At 71.2% G+C, this 18,366-nt stretch carries 18 protein-coding genes; 4 read left to right on the forward strand and 14 right to left on the reverse strand.

Annotation, left to right across the window (positions count from 1 at the left end; translation table 11 throughout):
* The first annotated feature begins 44 nt into the window (after positions 1-44).
* Positions 45-1,439, forward strand: coding sequence for a mycothione reductase (locus tag JYK18_RS00290; protein WP_206798965.1), 1,395 nt, complete (start codon positions 45-47; stop codon positions 1,437-1,439).
* 10 nt (positions 1,440-1,449) lie between these two features.
* Here the strand turns inward: JYK18_RS00290 and JYK18_RS00295 are convergent, their stop codons facing one another.
* Entirely contained in the window at positions 1,450-2,694 is a 1,245-nt protein-coding gene (locus JYK18_RS00295; protein WP_206798966.1) for an MFS transporter, read from the reverse strand.
* A 74-nt stretch (positions 2,695-2,768) separates the two neighbouring features.
* Between JYK18_RS00295 and JYK18_RS00300 the strand changes: the two genes are divergently transcribed.
* A complete protein-coding gene (locus JYK18_RS00300; RefSeq protein ID WP_206798967.1) occupies positions 2,769-3,425 on the forward strand; it encodes a FadR/GntR family transcriptional regulator in 657 nt (218 codons plus the stop codon).
* Here the strand turns inward: JYK18_RS00300 and JYK18_RS00305 are convergent.
* From JYK18_RS00305 to dxr, 12 genes are all read right to left on the reverse strand, one after another.
* A complete protein-coding gene (locus JYK18_RS00305) occupies positions 3,409-5,175 on the reverse strand; it encodes a GAF domain-containing protein (RefSeq protein ID WP_206798968.1) in 1,767 nt (588 codons plus the stop codon). The two genes, JYK18_RS00300 and JYK18_RS00305, sit on opposite strands and share 17 nt — an antisense overlap.
* A 4-nt stretch (positions 5,176-5,179) precedes the next feature.
* Positions 5,180-6,520, reverse strand: coding sequence for an MFS transporter (locus JYK18_RS00310; protein ID WP_206798969.1), 1,341 nt, complete (start codon positions 6,518-6,520; stop codon positions 5,180-5,182).
* A gap of 30 nt (positions 6,521-6,550) precedes the next feature.
* Positions 6,551-7,303, reverse strand: a complete 753-nt coding sequence (locus JYK18_RS00315) for a 3-hydroxybutyrate dehydrogenase (protein WP_206798970.1) — start codon at positions 7,301-7,303, stop codon at positions 6,551-6,553.
* An 85-nt stretch (positions 7,304-7,388) separates the two neighbouring features.
* Complete coding sequence (gene map, locus JYK18_RS00320) at positions 7,389-8,246, reverse strand: type I methionyl aminopeptidase (protein WP_206798978.1); 858 nt, start codon at positions 8,244-8,246, stop codon at positions 7,389-7,391.
* A 17-nt stretch (positions 8,247-8,263) separates the two neighbouring features.
* Positions 8,264-10,036, reverse strand: coding sequence for a penicillin-binding transpeptidase domain-containing protein (locus tag JYK18_RS00325; protein ID WP_307795730.1), 1,773 nt, complete (start codon positions 10,034-10,036; stop codon positions 8,264-8,266).
* 29 nt (positions 10,037-10,065) lie between these two features.
* On the reverse strand, positions 10,066-10,530 hold the full coding sequence (locus JYK18_RS00330) for a hypothetical protein (protein WP_206798980.1): 465 nt from the start codon (positions 10,528-10,530) through the stop codon (positions 10,066-10,068).
* Positions 10,530-11,384, reverse strand: coding sequence for a GNAT family N-acetyltransferase (locus tag JYK18_RS00335; protein WP_206798982.1), 855 nt, complete (start codon positions 11,382-11,384; stop codon positions 10,530-10,532). The genes JYK18_RS00330 and JYK18_RS00335 overlap by 1 nt, the downstream gene beginning before the upstream one ends.
* Before the next feature lie 248 nt (positions 11,385-11,632).
* Positions 11,633-12,031, reverse strand: a complete 399-nt coding sequence (locus JYK18_RS00340; protein ID WP_206798984.1) for a VOC family protein — start codon at positions 12,029-12,031, stop codon at positions 11,633-11,635.
* Positions 12,032-12,036: 5 nt separating this feature from the next.
* Positions 12,037-12,867 carry an AraC family transcriptional regulator gene (locus JYK18_RS00345; RefSeq protein ID WP_206798986.1) on the reverse strand — a complete coding sequence of 277 codons (831 nt, stop codon included), beginning with the start codon at positions 12,865-12,867 and terminating at the stop codon, positions 12,037-12,039.
* 54 nt (positions 12,868-12,921) lie between these two features.
* Positions 12,922-14,073 (reverse strand): flavodoxin-dependent (E)-4-hydroxy-3-methylbut-2-enyl-diphosphate synthase, encoded by a 1,152-nt coding sequence (gene ispG / locus JYK18_RS00350; protein WP_206798991.1) that lies wholly within the window; start codon positions 14,071-14,073, stop codon positions 12,922-12,924.
* A 120-nt stretch (positions 14,074-14,193) separates the two neighbouring features.
* Positions 14,194-15,417: an RIP metalloprotease gene (locus tag JYK18_RS00355; RefSeq protein ID WP_206798992.1), complete on the reverse strand. Its 1,224-nt coding sequence runs from the start codon at positions 15,415-15,417 to the stop codon at positions 14,194-14,196.
* Between the two features lie 3 nt (positions 15,418-15,420).
* The gene (dxr, locus tag JYK18_RS00360; protein WP_206798995.1) at positions 15,421-16,629 is read right to left on the reverse strand and encodes a 1-deoxy-D-xylulose-5-phosphate reductoisomerase; all 1,209 of its coding nucleotides are present in this window, start codon (positions 16,627-16,629) and stop codon (positions 15,421-15,423) included.
* Between the two features lie 93 nt (positions 16,630-16,722).
* On the opposite strand from dxr, the gene JYK18_RS00365 reads away from it, so the two are divergent.
* Positions 16,723-16,980, forward strand: a complete 258-nt coding sequence (locus JYK18_RS00365; RefSeq protein WP_153030371.1) for a DUF2631 domain-containing protein — start codon at positions 16,723-16,725, stop codon at positions 16,978-16,980.
* On the opposite strand, the gene JYK18_RS00370 is transcribed toward JYK18_RS00365, so the two are convergent.
* Positions 16,977-17,525 (reverse strand): EF-hand domain-containing protein, encoded by a 549-nt coding sequence (locus JYK18_RS00370; RefSeq protein ID WP_307795731.1) that lies wholly within the window; start codon positions 17,523-17,525, stop codon positions 16,977-16,979. The two genes, JYK18_RS00365 and JYK18_RS00370, sit on opposite strands and share 4 nt — an antisense overlap.
* Before the next feature lie 571 nt (positions 17,526-18,096).
* Between JYK18_RS00370 and JYK18_RS00375 the strand changes: the two genes are divergently transcribed.
* Positions 18,097-18,366: a hypothetical protein gene (locus JYK18_RS00375; RefSeq protein WP_206799002.1), complete on the forward strand. Its 270-nt coding sequence runs from the start codon at positions 18,097-18,099 to the stop codon at positions 18,364-18,366.

Raw genomic sequence — 18,366 nt, forward strand, 5'->3', positions numbered from 1 at the left:
TTTGACCGACCGGAAGACGACCCTTCGACCGACAGGATGGCAGCGTGCCCCACTACGACCTGGTGATCATCGGCACCGGTTCCGGCAACTCCGTGCTCGACCCGCGGTTCGCCGGCTGGAAGACCGCGATCGTGGAGAAGGGCACCTTCGGCGGCACCTGCCTGAACGTGGGTTGCATCCCGACCAAGATGTTCGTCTACCCGGCCGATCTGGCCGCGGCGGTGCCCGCCGGCGCGAAGCTGGGCGTGGACCTGGAGCTGGCCGGGGTGCGCTGGCGGGAGATCCGCGACCGGATCTTCGGCCGGATCGACCCGATCGCCGAGGGCGGCAAGCAGTACCGCGTGGAGCACGAGGACAACGCCAACGTCGACGTCTACCTCGGCGAGGGCCGGTTCACCGGGATGAAGCAGCTCCAGGTGAGCCTGCCCGACGGCGGCACGGAGACGCTGACCGCGGACCGGTTCGTGCTGGCCGCCGGTGGCCGCCCCGTCATCCCGGACATCCCCGGCCTGGCCGACAGCGGCTACTACACCTCCGACACGGTGATGCGGATCGACGAGCTACCCGAGCGGCTGGTCATCCTCGGCAGCGGGTTCATCGCCGCCGAGTTCGCGCACGTCTTCTCCTCCTTCGGCGTCGACGTGACGGTGATCGCCCGCTCCGGTGCGCTGCTGCGCGCGGAGGACGAGGCGGTCAGCGAGCGGTTCACCGAACTGGCGGCGGAGAAGTACGACGTCCGGCTGAACCGGCGGACCACCAAGGTGCGCCGCACCGACACCGGCGTTTCGCTGGACCTCGAAGGCCCCGACGGCACCGAGACGGTCGACGCCGGCCTGCTGCTGGTGGCCACCGGGCGCAGGCCGAACTCGGACCTGCTCGACGTGGCCGCCACCGGGGTGTCCACAATGGACAGCGGGCACGTGGTGGTGGACGAGTACCAGCGCACCGGGGTCGACGGCATCTACGCGCTCGGGGACATTTCGTCGCCCTACGAGCTGAAGCACGTGGCGAACCACGAACAGCGCGTGGTGCAGCACAACCTGCTCAACCCCGACTCCCCGGTCGCGGCGGACCACCGGTTCGTGCCGCACGCGGTGTTCAGTGCCCCGCAGATCGCCGGGGTCGGGCTGACCGAGGCGCAGGCCAAGGCGCGGGGCGTGAACTACGTGACCTACACCCAGGACTACGCCGGGATCGCCTACGGCTGGGCGATGGAGGACACCACCGGCTTCGCGAAGCTGCTCGCCGACCCGGCCACCGGGCAGTTGCTCGGCGCGCACATCATCGGCCCGCAGGCGGGCAGCCTGATCCAGCCGGTGATCCAGGCGATGAGCTTCGGGCTGGACGCGCGGCAGATGGCGCGCGGGCAGTACTGGATCCACCCGGCGATGCCGGAGCTGATCGAGAACGCGCTGCTGAACCTGCCGCTGGACGACTGAGGAAGGTGGCTCAGACGAGCTTGTCGCGGCCGGCCAGGCCGCCGAAGATCGTCTGGGCCACCACCACGCCGAACACCATGGCCAGCGGGACCGTCCAGCCCGCGGTGGCGTCGTGCAGGAAGCCGAAGAGGAACGGGCCGACCGCGGCGAGCAGGTAACCGAGGCCCTGCACCATGCCGGACAGCCGCGCGGTCTCGTCCCCGGCCCGCGCCCGCAGCGCGATCACCATCACCGCCATGGAGAACACGCTCATGCCGATGCCGGTGAGGATGGCCCACAGCAGCGGTGCCGCGGTGGGCGCGAGGATCAGCCCGCCGAGACCGGCCATGGAGAACACGCCGAGCCCGACGATCCACCAGGTCTGGTTGCGCTGCCGCGCGGCGAGCGCGGGCACGGTCAGGCTGATCGGCACCGCCAGCAGCGACATCAGCCCGACCACCAGTCCGGCGTCGCCGCGGGTCAGCCCGGCGTCCATCAGCACCTGCGGGAACCAGCCCATCACCACGTAGGCCAGGAACGACTGCAGGCCGAAGAACAGCGTCACGATCCAGGCGAGCGGGCTGCGCAGCAGCGACCGCCGCGGTTCACCGCAGGTTTCCGACTGCTCACCGGAGGCGCGGGCACCGCCGCGGATGGCGATCCGCCACACCACGAGCGCCAGGAAGGCCAGCAGCGCCCAGGCGGCCAGCGCCGGGCGCCAGCCGTTGAGCAACTCGTCGAGCTTCGGCGAAAGCGCGGATCCCGAGGCCCCGCCCAGGTTCAGCGCGGCGGTGTAGATCCCGGTCATCAGGCCGACCCTGGCCGGGAACGAATCCTTGACCACCACCGGCACGAGCACGTTGGCCAGCGCGATCCCGGCGCTGGAGACGAGCGTGCCGCCGAGCACCACCAGCGGGCCGTCGAGCACGCGCACGATCAGCCCGACGCCGAGAATGCCCAGTGCCAGTGCCACCGCGCTGCCCATGCCGACCTTGCGCGCCAGGCGCGGTGCGGCGAGTCCGGCGACAGCGAAGCACAAGCCTGGCAAAGTGGTGAGCAATCCGGCCCAGGTGCCGGAGGCGCCGAGGGAAGTCCTCGCCTCGTCGAGCAGGGGACCCACGCTGGTGATGGCGGGTCGCAGGTTCAGCGCGGCGAGCACCACGGCCAGTGCGATCAGCGTGCCACCGGCGACGGCGAGATTCCGTGACCGGCGGACGGGTTCGATCGCGCCGGCCAGGGCACGTTGCTTGATCGAGACCTCGGATTCGACGGACACGGGGCTAGTATGACAGACGTAGGATGATTGGTTGAACCCCGAAACTGGCCCGAACACGCGAAAGGAATGTCACAGTGCCGTTGGCCACCACCCGCCGGACCGGGCTAGTCGACCAGGTGATCGGGCAGTTGCGCGAGGCCGTGACCGCGGGCGAATGGCCGGTCGGCGAACGGATTCCGCCGGAGAGCGAACTGGTGACCGCACTGGGTGTCGGTCGGAACACGGTGCGTGAGGCCGTGCGGGCGTTGTCCCACAGCGGTTTGCTCGAAGTGCGCCAGGGTGACGGCACCTACGTCCGCGCCACCAGCGAGGTTTCCGGCGCGGTGCGCCGCCTGTGCGGTTCCGAACTCCGCGAAGTGCTGCAGGTGCGGCGAACGCTCGAAGTCGAGGGCGCGCGGATGGCCGCCACCGAACGCAGCGAGGCCGAACTGGCCAACCTCACCGAACTGCTCCGCATCCGCGACGCGGCACTGGCGGAGAAGCACTTCGACGAGTTCGTCCAGGCGGACGCCAGCTTCCACCTCGCCGTTGTCCAATGTGGACACAACAACCTGCTGACCGAGCTGTACCGGGGGCTGAGCGAGGTGGTCACCGCGTCGGTCGAGGCGACCAAGCACGCGGACAACGTCTCGCACACCGGGCTGCTCGAAGCGATCGCCGCCGGTGACCCGGACCGCGCGGTCGCCGAAGCGAGCGGGTTCCTCGACGAACTGCTCAAGGGGATCGAGTAAGCCGGTGCAGCCGTAGCGCCAGCTGGAGTTCCAGCGCGCCCGCCGGGGAGGACCAGTCCGGCCCGAGCAGCGCGGCGATCCGTTCCAGCCGCTGCGCCACCGTGTTCACGTGCACGTGCAGCGAATCCTTTGCCCGCGCGAGGTTTCCGCCCGCGGCGAAGTAGCAGTTGAGCGTTTTCACCAGTTCCGTGCCGCGGCGCTCGTCGTAGTCCAGCACCGGCCCGAGCACCGACCGCACGAATCCGGCGGTGTCCGCCCGATCGCCCAGCAGCACCCCGACGAACCCGAGTTCGGCGGCGGTGGCGCCGTCGCCCTCGCGGCCGAGCGCGAGCATCGCCCGCAGGCAGCGCGCGGCTTCGGCGTGCGCGTCGGCCAGTCCGGCGGGACCGGCCGCGGGTCCGGCGGCGGCGACCGTCACCGGGCCACCGGCGGGACCGGCCAGCATCGACGCCAGCTTGCCGGGGTCGGCCGCGGCTTCCCCCGGTGGCACCAGCGCGACCACCTGTTCGGCGTGCAGTCCGGCCAGCGCCGCGTGCCCGGCGACCGCGGCCGCGAGCCGACCGCGTGAGCACGCTTCGGAGTGCAGCACCAGCACCACGTGCCCGGCCCCGAGATCGACGCCGACGCGGCGCGCCCGGTCGATCAGCGCCTCCGGGTCGCGCTGCGGTGCGGTGAGCAGATCGGCGACCAGCTCACCCCGCACGCGGTCCTCGGCTTCGGCGGTGGATCGGCGCAGCAGCAGCAAAAGCGCGGTCACCACGCCGGCGCGCTCGAACAGCCGCCGGTCGGCGTCGAGGAGGTCCGCGCGGCCGGTGAGGGTGATGCTGCCGAGCAGTTCGGGTCCGGCGAGCACGGCGCAGGTCCAGTCACCGCCGTCGGCCACCGCGCGCCCGCTCGACTGCGACGCGGCCACGGTTTCCGGCGACGGCTGCGGTGCCGCGACGCCGGACCGGCCGAGTTCGGTGCCGGTCGCGTCGTGCACGGTGATCGCACCGCCGAGCACCCCGGCCACGGCCTCGGCGACCTCGCGCACCCCGCTGCCGCCGAGCACCAGCGCGGTCAGCCGGTCGTGTGCCTCCTGCGCCCGCGCGATCGTCGCGTGGTGCTCCTGGATGGTCTCGATCAGCCGCGCGTTGTCGATCGCGATGGCGGCGTGGTCGGCCAGCGAGGACAACAGCGCGACCTCGGCCGGGGAGAACCGCCGCGGACGGCGGTCGGAGGCGTAGAGCACCCCGATCACCTCGTCCCCGAGCGCCAGCGGGACGCCGATGATCGCGATGAGCCCCTCGTCGCGCACGGCCTCGTCGATCGGGCCGGTGTGCCGGAACCGCGGGTCGGTCGGGTAGTCGGCGGTGGCGTAGGGGCGGGCCGTCTGCGCGACCAGCCCGCCGAGGCCCTCCCCCATGCCCAGCCGCAGCGCCTTGAACAACGCCGAGGTGCAGCCGTCGGTGACCCGCATGTACGTGCCGTCGGTACCGGGGCGGTTCATGCTCAGGTACGACACGTCCACCCGCAGCAGCATCCGCGCCCGGTGCACGATCGACTGGAGCACCGCGTCGGTGTCGCGCAGGCGGGCGAGGTCGCTGGCGGTGTCGAACAACGCCGCCAGCTCGGCCTCGCGGCGGGTGTGCCCGGCGAGCGTGGCGTGGATCCGCAGGGCCGCCTCGGTGGCCCGCGGATCCGCGCCCGCCGCCGCCAGTTCCTGCGCGCTCGCCCCGGCGGCGATCAGGTCCAGCAGCTCCGCGCTCATCCGGTCATCGTGTCACCGGCGCGCGCTCTTCGCGCACTTCCGCCGGTTCGTCCTCCAGCGAGGTCCCCTTGGTCTCCTTGGCCAGGTAGACCGCGACGATGGTGAGCACGCAGGTGGCCGCGACGTAGATCGACACCGGCAGGCTGCTGCCGAAGTCGCGCAGCATCGCGGTGGCGATCAGCGGGGCCAGCCCGCCGGCCAGGATCGAGGCCAGCTGGTAACCGATCGACGCGCCCGAGTACCGCACCCTGGTGCCGAACAGCTCGGAGAAGAACGCCGCCTGCGGCCCGTACATCGCGCCGTGGAGGACCAGGCCGATCGTGGTGGCCAGCACCATCACGCCGAACGACTTGGTGTCCAGCATGGCGAAGAAGACGAACGACCAGATCAGCATGGCGCCGGCGCCGAACAGGTACACCGCGCGACGGCCGAAGCGGTCGGACAGCGCGCCCCACACCGGGATGGTGACGAAGTGCACGGCCGAGCCGATCAGCACCGCGTTCAGCCCGACGCCCTTCGGCATCTCCAGCCCGACGGTGATGTAGACCAGGATGAACGCGGTCAGGATGTAGTAGGACACGTTCTCCGCGAAGCGCGCGCCCATCGCGATCAGCACCTCGCGCCAGCTGTGCTTGAGCACGGTGACGATCGGCGCCTTCTCCACCTTGCCGCCCGCCTTCTTGGCGGCCTCGACGAACACCGGCGACTCCTCGACCGAGAGCCGGATCCACAGGCCGATCGCCACCAGCAGGCCGGAGAGCAGGAACGGGATGCGCCAGCCCCACGACTCGAACGCGGCGTCGGACTGCACGCCGGCGAGAATGGCCAGCACCGCGGTGGCGAGCAGGTTGCCGCCGGGTGCGCCGGCCTGCGGCCACGACGCCCAGAAGCCGCGTTTGGCCGGGTCACCGTGCTCGGAGACGATCAGCACCGCGCCACCCCATTCGCCGCCGAGGGCGAAGCCCTGCACCAGCCGCAGCACGGTGAGCAGGATCGGCGCGGCCACGCCGATCGCGGCGTAGGTGGGCAACAGGCCCATCGCGAAGGTCGCGCCACCCATCAGCAGCAGGCTCAGCACCAGCAGCTTCTTGCGGCCGATCTTGTCGCCGTAGTGGCCGAAGACCAGTCCGCCCAGCGGCCGCGCGACAAAACCGATGGCGTAGCTGCCCAGTGCCAGCAGGGTGCCGGTGAGCGCGTCGGTGCCGGGGAAGAACAGCTTGTTGAACACCAGGGTCGCGGCCGAGGCGAAGAGGAAGAAGTCGTACCACTCGATGGTCGTCCCGACCAGGCTGGCGCCGACGATCTTGACGATCTTCCGGCGCGGCGGGGACGCGGTTTCAGCCATGTACATCACCACTTCGTTGTGTGATTGGGGTTAGCCGGCGGTCCAGCCGCCGTCGAGCGGGACGGAGGCACCGGTGAGGTACCCGGCCGCGTCACCGCAGAGCCAGGTGACCACCGCGGCGACCTCCTCGGGTTCGATCAGCCGCTTGATCGCGGTCCGGCGGAGGAAGACCTCGTCGAGGACCTCGTCCTCCCCGATGCCGTGCCGCTCGGCCTGCGCGCGCACCTGGCCCTCGACCAGTGCGGTGCGCACATAACCCGGGTTGACGCAGTTGCTGGTCACGCCGTGTTCCGCGCCTTCGAGCGCGGCGGCCTTGCTGAGCCCTTCGAGCGCGTGCTTGGCCGCCACGTAGGCGGATTTGCCGGGACTCGCGCGGAGGCCGTGCACGCTGGACACGGCGACCAGGCGCCCCCAGCCGCGGCGGTACATCGCGGGCAGGGTGTGGCGCATCAGCCGGAAGGGCACCTGCACCATCAACTCGTGCATCGCGGCGAACCGCTCCGGCGGGAACTCGTGGATCGGCGCCACGTGCTGCACCCCGGCGTTGTTGACCAGGATGTCGACGTCGTCGGGCAGCGCCTCGACCGCCCCGGGGGCGGTGAGGTCACCGACGTGCGGGATGGCCCCGGTCTCGGCGGCCACCTCGGCGGCCTGACCGCGGTTCAGGTCGGCGAAGTGCACCTTGGCCCCGGCCGCGGTCAGCGCGGTCACGCAGGCTCTGCCGATCCCCGCCGCACCCCCGGTGACCAGCGCGGTGCGGCCGCGCAACGCAGGCTCGTTCATGGGCGTGAACGCTACGAGCCGGGCTCCCCGGTGACCATGTGCTCACCGGCCACAGCGGGCCGGGGTTTCATGTCGGCCGCCCACACTACGGCAGGGTGAGGATCTCCGAGCCGGTTTCGGTGACCACGATGGTGTGCTCGAACTGGGCGGTCCACTTCTTGTCCTTCGTGGTGACCGTCCAGTCGTCGGACCAGATGTCGTAGTCGATGGTGCCCAGCGTGATCATCGGCTCGATGGTGAAGGTCATGCCCTGCAGGATCTCGGTGGTGACCGAGGGCTCCTCGTAGTGCAGCACGGTCGGCGCGGTGTGGAAGGCCGGGCCGACGCCGTGGCCGGTGAAGTCCCGCACCACGCCGTAGCCGAACCGCTTCGCGTAGGCCTCGATCACCCGGCCGATCACGTTGAGCTGCCGCCCCGGCCGGACCGCCTTGATCGCCCGCATGGTCGCCTCGTGCGTGCGCTCGACCAGCAGCCGCGCCTCCTCCGAGACGTCACCGGCGAGGAAGGTCGCGTTGGTGTCGCCGTGCACGTCGCCGATGTAGGCGGTGACGTCGATGTTGCAGATGTCCCCGTCCTCGATCACCGTCGAGTCGGGGATGCCGTGGCAGATGACCTCATTCAGCGAGGTGCAGCACGACTTCGGGAAGTTCCGGTAGCCCAGCGTCGACGGGTAGGCGTGGTGGTCGAGCAGGAACTCGTGCACCACCTTGTCCACGTCGTCGGTGGTGGCGCCCGGCTTCACCGCCTTGCCGCCCTCCTGCAGGGCCTGCGCGGCGATCCGGCTGGCCACGCGCATGGCCTCGATCTGCTCGGGGGTGCGCACCCCGTTCCCGGTGTCGCGCTTCGGCGCCGGCCGGTCCACGTACTCGGGACGCTTGATGGACGCGGGAACGGCTCGGCGCGGCGACTGCACACCGGGCTTCAGAGGGGCACGCTGGGACATGCCCCCAGCCTACGACTTCAGCCGAGACCGGTGAGGAACCGGTGCGCCGCCTCGACCGCGAGCCCCGACGAACCGGCCCCGGTGAGCAGCACGGCGAAGGCGAGATCACCGGAATAGCCGACGAACCAGCCGTGCGCGGTGCTGCCGTCGCCGTACTGCGCGGTGCCGGTCTTGCCGCGGACCTCGGGAAGGTCGCGCAACGCGGTTCCGGTGACCACCTCGCGCATCATGCCGCGCAGCGCGTCGAGCACGTCGGGGCGCACCGGCGCGCCCAGGTTCTTCGCCTCGGTCGCCGCGCCCCGCAGCAGCGAGGGCACCGGGATCCGGCCACTCGCGACGGTCCCGGCCACCACCGCCATGCCGAACGGGCTGGCCAGCACGGTGCCCTGGCCGAAGCCGTTCTCGGCCTGCTGCACGATGCTGCCCGCCGGGGGCACCGACCCGGTGATCGTGGTCAGCCCCTGGATCACGAAGTCGGCGCCGAGGCCGAGGTCGCGGGCGGAGTCGGTGAGCGCCATCGCGGGCAGGTCGGTGGACAGCCTGGCGAAGGTGGTGTTGCAGGACTGCGCGAACGCCTGGCTCAGCGGCACCGTGCCGAGCGCGAAGCGGTCGTTGTTCGGGATGAGCCTGCCGTCGACCACGGTGGTGGCCGGGCAGTCGACCGGGGTGTCCGCCTTCACCTTGCCCGCGCCCAGCCCGGCGGCCGCGGTGACGATCTTGAACGTGGAGCCCGGCGGGTAGCGGCCGGTCAGCGCGATCGCGCCCTGCTGGTCGGCCGGTGCGTTCTGGGCCACCGCGAGCAGTTCACCGGTCGACGGCTGCAGCGCCACGATCATCGCCGCGCCCGGGACCGGTTCGAGCGCCTTCTCCCCCGCCGCCTGCACGCGGCGGCTGAGCGTGCTGGTGACCGCGTCGGCCGGTTTGGCCTCCTGCGCGTGCAGTTCGGCGACCTCACCGCCACCGGAGTCCGTGGTGACCACGCGCCAGCCCGCGTTCCCGGCCACCTGCTCCTCCACAGTGGACCGGATGGCCGGGAGAACCTGCTCGCCCAGCGAGGCGTCCACCGGCAGCAGGCGGCGCTGCTCGCTGAACCGCAGCCCGGGCAGTTCGTAGATGGCCGGTTTCACCTTCAGGTAGTCGGACTGGCGCAGGGTGACCACCGAATACGCCTTCGGCTGCACCGACTTCGCGCCCTCCACAATGGACTGCTCGGTGATGCTCGCGTCGATCGGGGTCAGCGCGGCGGCCAGCGGACCGGCCGTGGTGGCCGCCTGCGCCGGGTCGAGCAGGACCGCCACCACCGTCTCCGGTTCCAGCAGCGCCTTCCCGTCCCGGTCGAGCACCGGCGCCTGGCGCGGCGTCTCCACGCGCAGCGCGAGCTGCTGCCGCACGGCGAGTCCGGGGTGGACCACCGACGGCAGCCAGCGCACCTTCCACGCGTCGTCCACGGTGTACAGCTCGGCCTCGGCGGTGTAGGACCAGACGCGCCCGCGCGGCAGCCGCCAGTCGAGCCGGTAGCGCGCGGCGGCCGGACTCGCCTGGCCCACGTGCTCGACGGCTTGGTCGATCCGCTCCGGCTCCAGCGCCGCGCGGGCCTGGTCGAGAGTGGCTTTCGCGGACTCCGGGGCGTCGGTCAGCGCCGCCGCGGCCGCCGTGTCACCGGAGGCGAGGGCGGTGAGGAACTGCTCGGTGATCTCACGCGGGCCGTCCGCGAACAACGCGCACCCGGCCAGCCCGGACGCGGACAGCACGGCCACCACACCCACCACCAGCCCCCGCAGTACCCGCACGAGCAGCAGTATTACCGGTGGTCAGCCGCTCAGGCGGGCGCGACACCCGTGGTTTCGGTCGTGTCGGAGAACCGGACCCCTTCCGGCGCGTGCGCGGCGACCATCTCGGCGAGGCGGTCACCCCGGTAGCGCTGGGCGTCGACCAGCACCGAGAACTCGCCGACCACGGCCTCCACCGCACCGGGCGGCCCCGGCCGCACGGTCACCGCGTCCAGGCCCTCCCAGGCGGCGAAGTCCTTGCCCACCCGGATCCCGGCCGCGTTCACCAGCAGCGCGACCCGTGACCCGCGGTACCAGCCGACCACCACCGGCAGCACCAGCACCGGCGGCACGGTCGCCCAGAACCCCAGCGTCAGCGCGCACAGCACGGCGATCGCCGCGAACACCACCAGCAGGGTGGCGGCCAGCAGCCGGGCACGCGGCTCGGGTGGTTTGAGCGCGGAGTAGCGCTTGCGGTCGTCGGCCAGCATCCGGATGGTCGCCATCGTCGACATCAGAACAGCACCGTCGCATAGCACCCGACCTGCTGGAACCCGATCTTGCGATAGGCGGCCAGCGCCGGGTCGTTGTAGGCGTTGACGTACAGGCTGGCCGTGCGGCCCATGCCGCGCACCAGCCGGGAGACCACCGCCGCGGTGCCCTGCGTGCCCAGGCCGTGGCCGCGGCGGTCCGGGCGCACCCAGACGCCCTGGATCTGGCCGACGGTCGCGGACAGCGCGCCGACCTCGGCCTTGAACACCACCTCGCCGTTCTCGAACCGGGCGAAGGCGCGGCCGCCGGCGATCAGCTCGGCCACCCTGGCGCGGTAGCTGGCGCCGCCGTCGCCGGTGCGGGGGTCGATGCCGACCTCCTCGATGAACATCGCGATGGCGGCGGGCAGGTAGCGCTCCAGTTCGTCGGGGCGGACCGGGCGGACCAGGTGGTCCGGGGTGACCGAGGGCGCGGAGTCCAGCGCGAGCAGCGGCTGGTCGTGCCGCACCTCCCTGGCCGGCCCCCATTCGGTGGCCAGCTCGTCCCACAGGCCGAGCACCTGGTCGGCCGGGCCGACCAGGGAGGAGCAGGTGCGCTGGCGGCGCAGCGCGCGGTCGGCGAAGGAGCGCAGGGCCGAGGCGTTGCCGCGGAGCGGGATCAGGTTGGGGCCGGAGAAGCACAGCCCCTGGATGCGGCCGGAGCGCAGGGGTCGGGAGTCGGCGGCCCAGAGCTCGCCACCGAGGCGCCACGGGTCGAGACCTGCCACCTCGATCCGGGCGCTGACCATGCAGCTGCCCACGGGATCGGCGGCCAGCGCGGCGCGGACCGCCGGAAAGTCCCGATCATCGAGGAGCCGCGCACCTGCTAGCCGCAACACCCCCACAGCCTGCCAGAAAACAGCCGATGACGGAAAGTGAACCGGCCGCGCGCGGCGGCCGGTTTCACCCTCTCGGCCCTGGTCTGTGGTCGCCACCGGAAATCCTCCGTGGGTATCGGTGGATTCAGGTTTCCGCTGGGCGTGCCGCGCCGAGGCCCTCGTACCGAGGCGTACTCGGGCCTTGGCGCGGTGCGTCCAGCGGGAAGCTGGGCCGCCGAGAGCCGCGAAGGACTTCCGGTGGTGACCACTTAGGCTCCGGCGTAGGTGCCGAAGGTCCAGACGTTGCCCTCCGGATCGGCGATCGTCACGTTGCGCGAGCCGTAGTCGGTCTCGGTCGGCTCGGTCAGGACCTTGGCGCCCTGCTCGGCCGCGCGCCGGTGCACGGCGTCGGGGTCGGCGGTCACCACGTACAGCCACTGGCTCCCGGCCGACGGCCTGGGCAGGCCGGTCTCGTCGAGCATCGAGCCGTACATGACCCCGCCGCCCTCGGGCCACCTCAGCTCCCCGTGCGCGATCGACACCCCGTCCTCCCCGCGCACGGTCATCGTCTCGGTGAACCCGAACACCTCGGTCAGGAACACCCTGGCGGCTTCGGCGTCGTCGTACTTCAAACCGGGCCACACGCCCGGACCGTTCTGTTCGCTCATGGCACTCAGTCTGCGAACGAGCCCGCCCCGCCGTCTTGGAGAAACGGGAGCTCCTCGGCGATCCACGTGCTCGGCGGGCACCCGGCCATCGTGCGCCATTCGTTCGTCATGTGCGCCTGGTCGTAGTACCCCGCCAGGGCCGCGACGTCGGCGAGGCTGCGCCAACCGCCGCTCCGCAGCAGGTCACCGCTGCGTTCGAACCGCATCAGCCGCGCGGCCTGCTTCGGCGAGACGCCGACCTCGCGCGCGAACCGTTCGCTGAAGTGCCGCCGGCTCCAGCCGATCTCCCCGGCCAGCGCGGTCACGCCCACCCCGCCGTGCCCGGCGAGCATCGAGCGCCACGCCCACTGGATCTCCGAGACCAGCGTGACCGGGGCGAGCGCCGCGGCCAGCTCGCGGTCCATCAGCTCGAACCGCGCCTCCCAGTCCGGCAGTTCCCGCAGCCGCGCGGGCAGGTCGCGCGCCCACGGCACGGGCAGCTCACCGGCGTCGATCGTGGTCGAGGCCAGTTCGGTGGCCGAAACGCCGAGCAGGGCCCGCACGCCGAGCGGGTTCAGCTCGAGGTGCAGGCCCTGCTGGTACGAATCCTGTTCGATGAGCACCGGTCCCAGGTGCAGGCCGCCGACCACGCAGTGCCGGTGCAGCGGCCCGTGCTCGGTGCCCGGCCCGGCGACCAGCCGGATCGGCTCGGCCAGGCTGATGATCAGCGTGACCGACCGCGACGGCAGCCCGCGGTGCACGGACAGCGTGACACCGTCCTGGCGGTACCCGATGTACCGCCGCACCACCTGCCGCAAGGCGGGGTGCGGCGGCCGGGAGGCCCACTGGTCAGTCACCTGACCAGCGTAAACCCTGGGCGCCACCCGATGGGTCTTGCCGATGGGCGGTGCCTAGCCGACGGTGACGGTCGGCTCGCCCGCGCCCGCGGTCTCGCCCGATTCCTCGGCGATGCGCATGGCCTCTTCGATCAGCGTCTCCACGATCGCGTGCTCGGGCACGGTCTTGATGACCTCGCCCTTGACGAAGATCTGGCCCTTGCCGTTGCCGGACGCCACGCCGAGGTCGGCCTCGCGCGCCTCACCCGGCCCGTTGACCACGCAACCCATCACCGCGACCCGCAGCGGCACCTCCATGCCCTCGAGACCGGCGGTGACCTGCTCGGCGAGCGTGTAGACGTCCACCTGCGCCCGCCCGCAGGACGGGCAGGAGACGATCTCCAGCTTCCGCTCCTTGAGGTTCAGCGACTGCAGGATCTGGATACCGACCTTGACCTCTTCGACCGGCGGCGCGGACAGCGACACGCGGATGGTGTCGCCGATGCCCTGCCGCAGCAGCGCGCCGAAGGCCACCGCCGACTTGATCGTGCCCTGGAACGCCGGACCGGCCTCGGTCACGCCGAGGTGCAGCGGGTAGTCGCACTGCTCGGCCAGCAGCTCGTAGGCCCGCACCATGACCACCGGGTCGTTGTGCTTGACCGAGATCTTGATGTCGTGGAAGTCGTGCTCGGCGAACAGCGACGCCTCCCACAGCGCCGACTCGGCCAGTGCCTCGGGCGTGGCCTTGCCGTGCTTGTCCATGATCCGCTTGTCCAGCGAACCCGCGTTCACGCCGATCCGGATCGGCGTGTTGTGGTCCTTCGCCGCCTGCGCGATCTCCTTGACCTGGTCGTCGAACTTGCGGATGTTGCCCGGGTTGACCCGGACCGCGGCACACCCGGCCTCGATCGCGGCGAAGACGTACTTCGGCTGGAAGTGGATGTCGGCGATCACCGGGATCTGCGACTTCTTGGCGATCGCGGGCAGCGCCTCGGCGTCGTCGGCGCTCGGGCAGGCAACGCGGACGATGTCGCACCCGGCGGCGGTCAGCTCGGCGATCTGCTGCAGGGTCGCGTTCACGTCGGCGGTCAGCGTGGTGGTCATCGACTGCACCGAGATCGGGTGCGCGCTGCCGACGCCCACCGGACCCACCTGCAGTTGTCGGGTCCTGCGGCGCTCGGCGAGCACGGGCGGGGGCAGGGCGGGCATTCCAAGCGCGACTGTCATCGATTCCTCTGCGAATCCTCAGCGGCTATGACACCCCACACGATACCGGCGCGCCCGCACCCGGCAGCAGCCGAGTGCGGGCGTCGGATGGCGTATCGCAAGCCCCTGAACTGGGGTTTTCTAGTTGGACATGATGCGGATGGGGTTCACGATGTCGGCTGTCACGGTGAGCAGGACCACCGCGCCGCCGAGGAAAACCAACACCATCGTGACGGCGGACAACTTTGTGTAGTCCACCGGGCCGCCGGCGGCCTTGCCGCGCAGCTTGCGGAAGAAGTCCCGGACCCGCTCGTACCAGACGATGGCGATGTGCCCGCCGTCCATCGGCAGCAGCGGGAGCAGGTTGAACACGCCGACGAAGAAGTTCAGGCTGGCCAGCAGCAGCAGGAAGATCTCCCACAGCCCGTGCTCGACCGCCTCCCCGCCGATCCGGCTCGCGCCGACCACGCTCATCGGCGTCTCCGGATCGCGCTCGGCGCCGAAGATCGACTCGACCACCGCCGGGATGCGCTGCGGGAACTCGACGATCCGCTGCCAGGTCTGGACGAACATGTCCCCGGTGAAGGTGGCCGCGCCGCCGATCGCCGCGATCGGGCCGTAGTGCAGCACCGAGTCGTCCTGCTTCGCCGCGCCGATCGCCCCGCGCATCTCGGTGCCGGTGCCGTCGGCCTTGGGCCGGACCAGCTTCGGCACGTCGACGTTGAGCACCAGGGTCTGGTCGCCGCGCTTGACCTCGATCGGGGTCGGGCCGCCCGCCGCGCCGATCGCCTTGAGCATGTCGTCCCAGGTCGGGGTGGCGGTGCCGTTGATGGAGAGGATCTGGTCGCCGGCCAGCATGCCCGCTTCGAGCGCGGGCGCGCGGTCGCCGGGCTGGCAGACCGGGTTGTTGTTCTCCTGCAGGGTGGCCGCGTCGCGCACGCACTGCGAGACCGCGCCGACCACCGGCGCCGGGTTCCGCTCCAGGTTGGGCAGGCCCATGGTGATCGCCATCAGGTAGAGCACCACGAAGCCGAGGATGAAGTGCGTCACCGAGCCCGCGGCCATCACCACGGTGCGCTTCCAGGTCTTCTGCCGCCACATCGCGCGCGGCGCCTCGTCCGGGGTGACCTCGTCGAGCGCGGTCATGCCGGCGATGTCGCAGAAACCACCGAGCGGGATCGCCTTCAGGCCGTACTCGGTCTCCCCGCGGCGGAAGGAGAAGACCGTCGGCCCGAAGCCGACGAAGTACCGCCGCACCTTCATGCCGAAGGCCTTGGCGGTGAGCATGTGGCCCGCCTCGTGCAGGGCCACCGAAACGCAGATGCCCAGCGCGAACAGCGCCACTCCGAAAATGTAGGCGAGCACGCCCTACTTCCCTCCGGCCCGGTTGATCTCCGCGGCGCGGGCGCGGGCCCACTGTTCCGCGGCTAGCACGTCTTCGACGTCGCGGGGTTCGCGCCGCCAGTCGTCGGCGGCGTCCACCACCTGGGCAACAGTGTCCACGATGGAGGTGAAGCGGGCGTTCTGCGCGCGGAAAGCCGCCACCATCTCCTCGTTCGCCGCGTTGAAGACGGCCGGGACGCAGCCGCCGGCCAGCCCCGCGCTCCTGGCCAGTTCGACCGCCGGGAAGGCGGTGTTGTCCAGCGGTTCGAAGGTCCACGCGGCGGCCTGGGTGAAGTCGCAGGCCGAGGCCGCGCCGGGCACCCGGTCCGGCCAGTTCAGCGCCAGCGCGATCGGCAGCCGCATGTCCGGCGGGCTCGCCTGGGCCAGGGTGGAGCCGTCGGTGAAGGTGACCATCGAGTGCACGATGGACTGCGGGTGCACCACCACGTCGATGTCGGCGTAGGGCACGCCGAACAGCAGCTGCGCCTCGATCAGCTCCAGCCCCTTGTTCACCAGGGTCGCCGAGTTGATGGTGATCACCGGGCCCATCGCCCAGTTCGGGTGCGCCAGGGCCTGCTCCACGGTGACGTTCTCGAGCTCGTGGCGCGGACGGCCGCGGAACGGGCCGCCGGAGGCGGTCAGCACCAGCTTCGAGACCTCCTCGGCCCGGCCGCCGCGCAGGGCCTGCGCCAGTGCCGAGTGCTCGGAGTCGACCGGGACCAGCTGACCCGGCTTGGCCGCGGCGAGGACCAGCGGGCCGCCCGCGATCAGCGACTCCTTGTTGGCCAGCGCGAGCGTGGCGCCGGTCTCCAGCGCACGCAGCGTCGGGGCGAGGCCCTGGGAGCCGGGCATGCCGTTGAGCACCACGTCGACCGGGACGCTCGCGATGAGTTCGGTCACAGAATCGACGCCCGCGTAGATGCGCGGCAGGCGGTACTCACCGCGCGAGTAGCCCCGGCGCTGGGCCTCGGCGTACAGCGCGAGCTGCAGATCCTCCACCGCGGTCGGCTTGATCACCGCGATGGCCTCGACCTGGTGGGCGATCGCCTGCGCGGCGAGCAGCGCCGGGTCGGAGCCGCCCGCGGCGAGCCCGGCCACCCGGAACAGGCCGGGGTTGCGCTCGGCGACGTCGAGGGCCTGGGTGCCGATCGATCCGGTGGAACCGAGCACGAGGAGGCTGCGCGAAGTAGTCATCGCGGACGATTATCGCGGACTCCGGGCGCGGGGTGCCCGGCGCGGTGTGGGATCATCGCGGGTGCCGGAATCAGCGTGGGTGGAGGAGTGATCGTGGCGAGCAAGGCGGTCGAGAAGCGGGCGAACCAGGTCGACCCGCGCGACGAGCCGTCGGCCGAGTGGGGCTGGCACGGCACGTTCCCGAAGGCCACCCGGCTCGCCGGCTGGCTCAGCGCGGCCGCGCTGCTGGTGATGCTGATCGGCAACCACCGCAACGCGATGGAGGACATCTGGCTGGTCGCCATCGCGATCGGCATCGTCTTCGCGCTGCTGCTGGACCTGCGCAAGCGCCGTACCGCCTGGCGCCGCTAGTTCTGCCCGACCGGCAGGTCGAACCGGCCGAACACCCAGGTCCCGGGGGCCTCCGGGTCGTCACCGGCCCAGAACTCGGTCCACAGCTCGGCGAACTCCGCCTTGGAGATCCGCCCGTCGCCGTCGGCGTCGAGCAGGGGGAAGACCTCGTCGGTGTCGACTTGCTCGCCGCTCCAGGCTTCGATGAGCCTGCGGTACTCGTCGGCGGCGATTTCACCGTCGCCGTTCTCGTCGATGGCCTCGAACATGGCGCGCGCGGTGCCCGCCACCACGTCGGCCATCGAGCCGAGCCGGTCCACCACGAGCAGCACCTCGTCGAGGGTGACCTTGTTGTCGCGGTTGCGGTCCGAGGTGTTCAGCAGGGTGGACCACCAGCCCATCATGATGGTGCGGAGGAGCGCGTCGCGCTCGGGATCGCGGTCGCGCACGGCCAGCCAGCGCGCGGTGAGCGCCTCGAAGTCGGCCTCCTCGAGCAGGCCGTCGGAGTTGGCGTCCATCGCGTGGAACACCCCGGCGATCTTGCGTCTCTGGAACTCGGACGACACAGCAACGTTCCTCTCACACGGCGGCGGGACGCCTCAGGGTGACGAACGAGGACACCAGCGACAACGGGCACCCGGGTCAACCATTTTCCCGACCCGGTGAACCCACCCATCACCGAGCGCGACCACGATGGCGAGTTCGATCTTCGGGCCAGCGGTGGACTTCGATGCTCTGATCGCGTTGCACGCCAAACGCGGTGGAGCCCGCGCGGTCGAAGCCCTGCACCAGAGCGAGCAACTGCGCGGCGTCCAATCGCTAGTCCGATTCGACGGCACGGCGGGATCAACCGGCTCGGCCGGATTGTCATGATCGACGCGGCGGACGTGCCCGCCTCACCTTCCGGCCGCGGCCCGATCGGGACGCTGCACGCCCTGGCCGACCGGTTGTCCGATCCGGAGGACTTGCTCGACACGAACTACCCGGTGCGGTTCATCCCGGTGGCGCACGGCAACATGCCCGATGATCTACCTCGCGCGATCGGCCGCCTCGGTGACGAACTGACCGCGGGTGGCGCCCTGCGCGTCAAGTCGAGCCGCATCGATTGGGCACGGCTTTCGCAGCAAGCACGTCAACGTGAAGTACACCTGTCGCCGCCGGTGGTTGTACCTGCGCGAGCCCATCAGCGAGGACGAGCAGACCGAGTCCTCGGTAGCCCACGCGTTCCGGGAGGTGTGCCGCCACCTGGTCGACAGCGACAGCTACTCCGGTTCCGACTTCTCCTGGGGCGACCGAGAGTTCTCCGCCGCGGCGACGGGCCGGGACGGCAAATTCGGCGACAAGAGCAGGCACGTCGCGCTGAGCACCTCACACCACTTGGCGTACCTCGCCCAGCGCGCTGCCTGA

Source organism: Amycolatopsis sp. 195334CR (genome assembly GCF_017309385.1).
Classification (GTDB): domain Bacteria; phylum Actinomycetota; class Actinomycetes; order Mycobacteriales; family Pseudonocardiaceae; genus Amycolatopsis.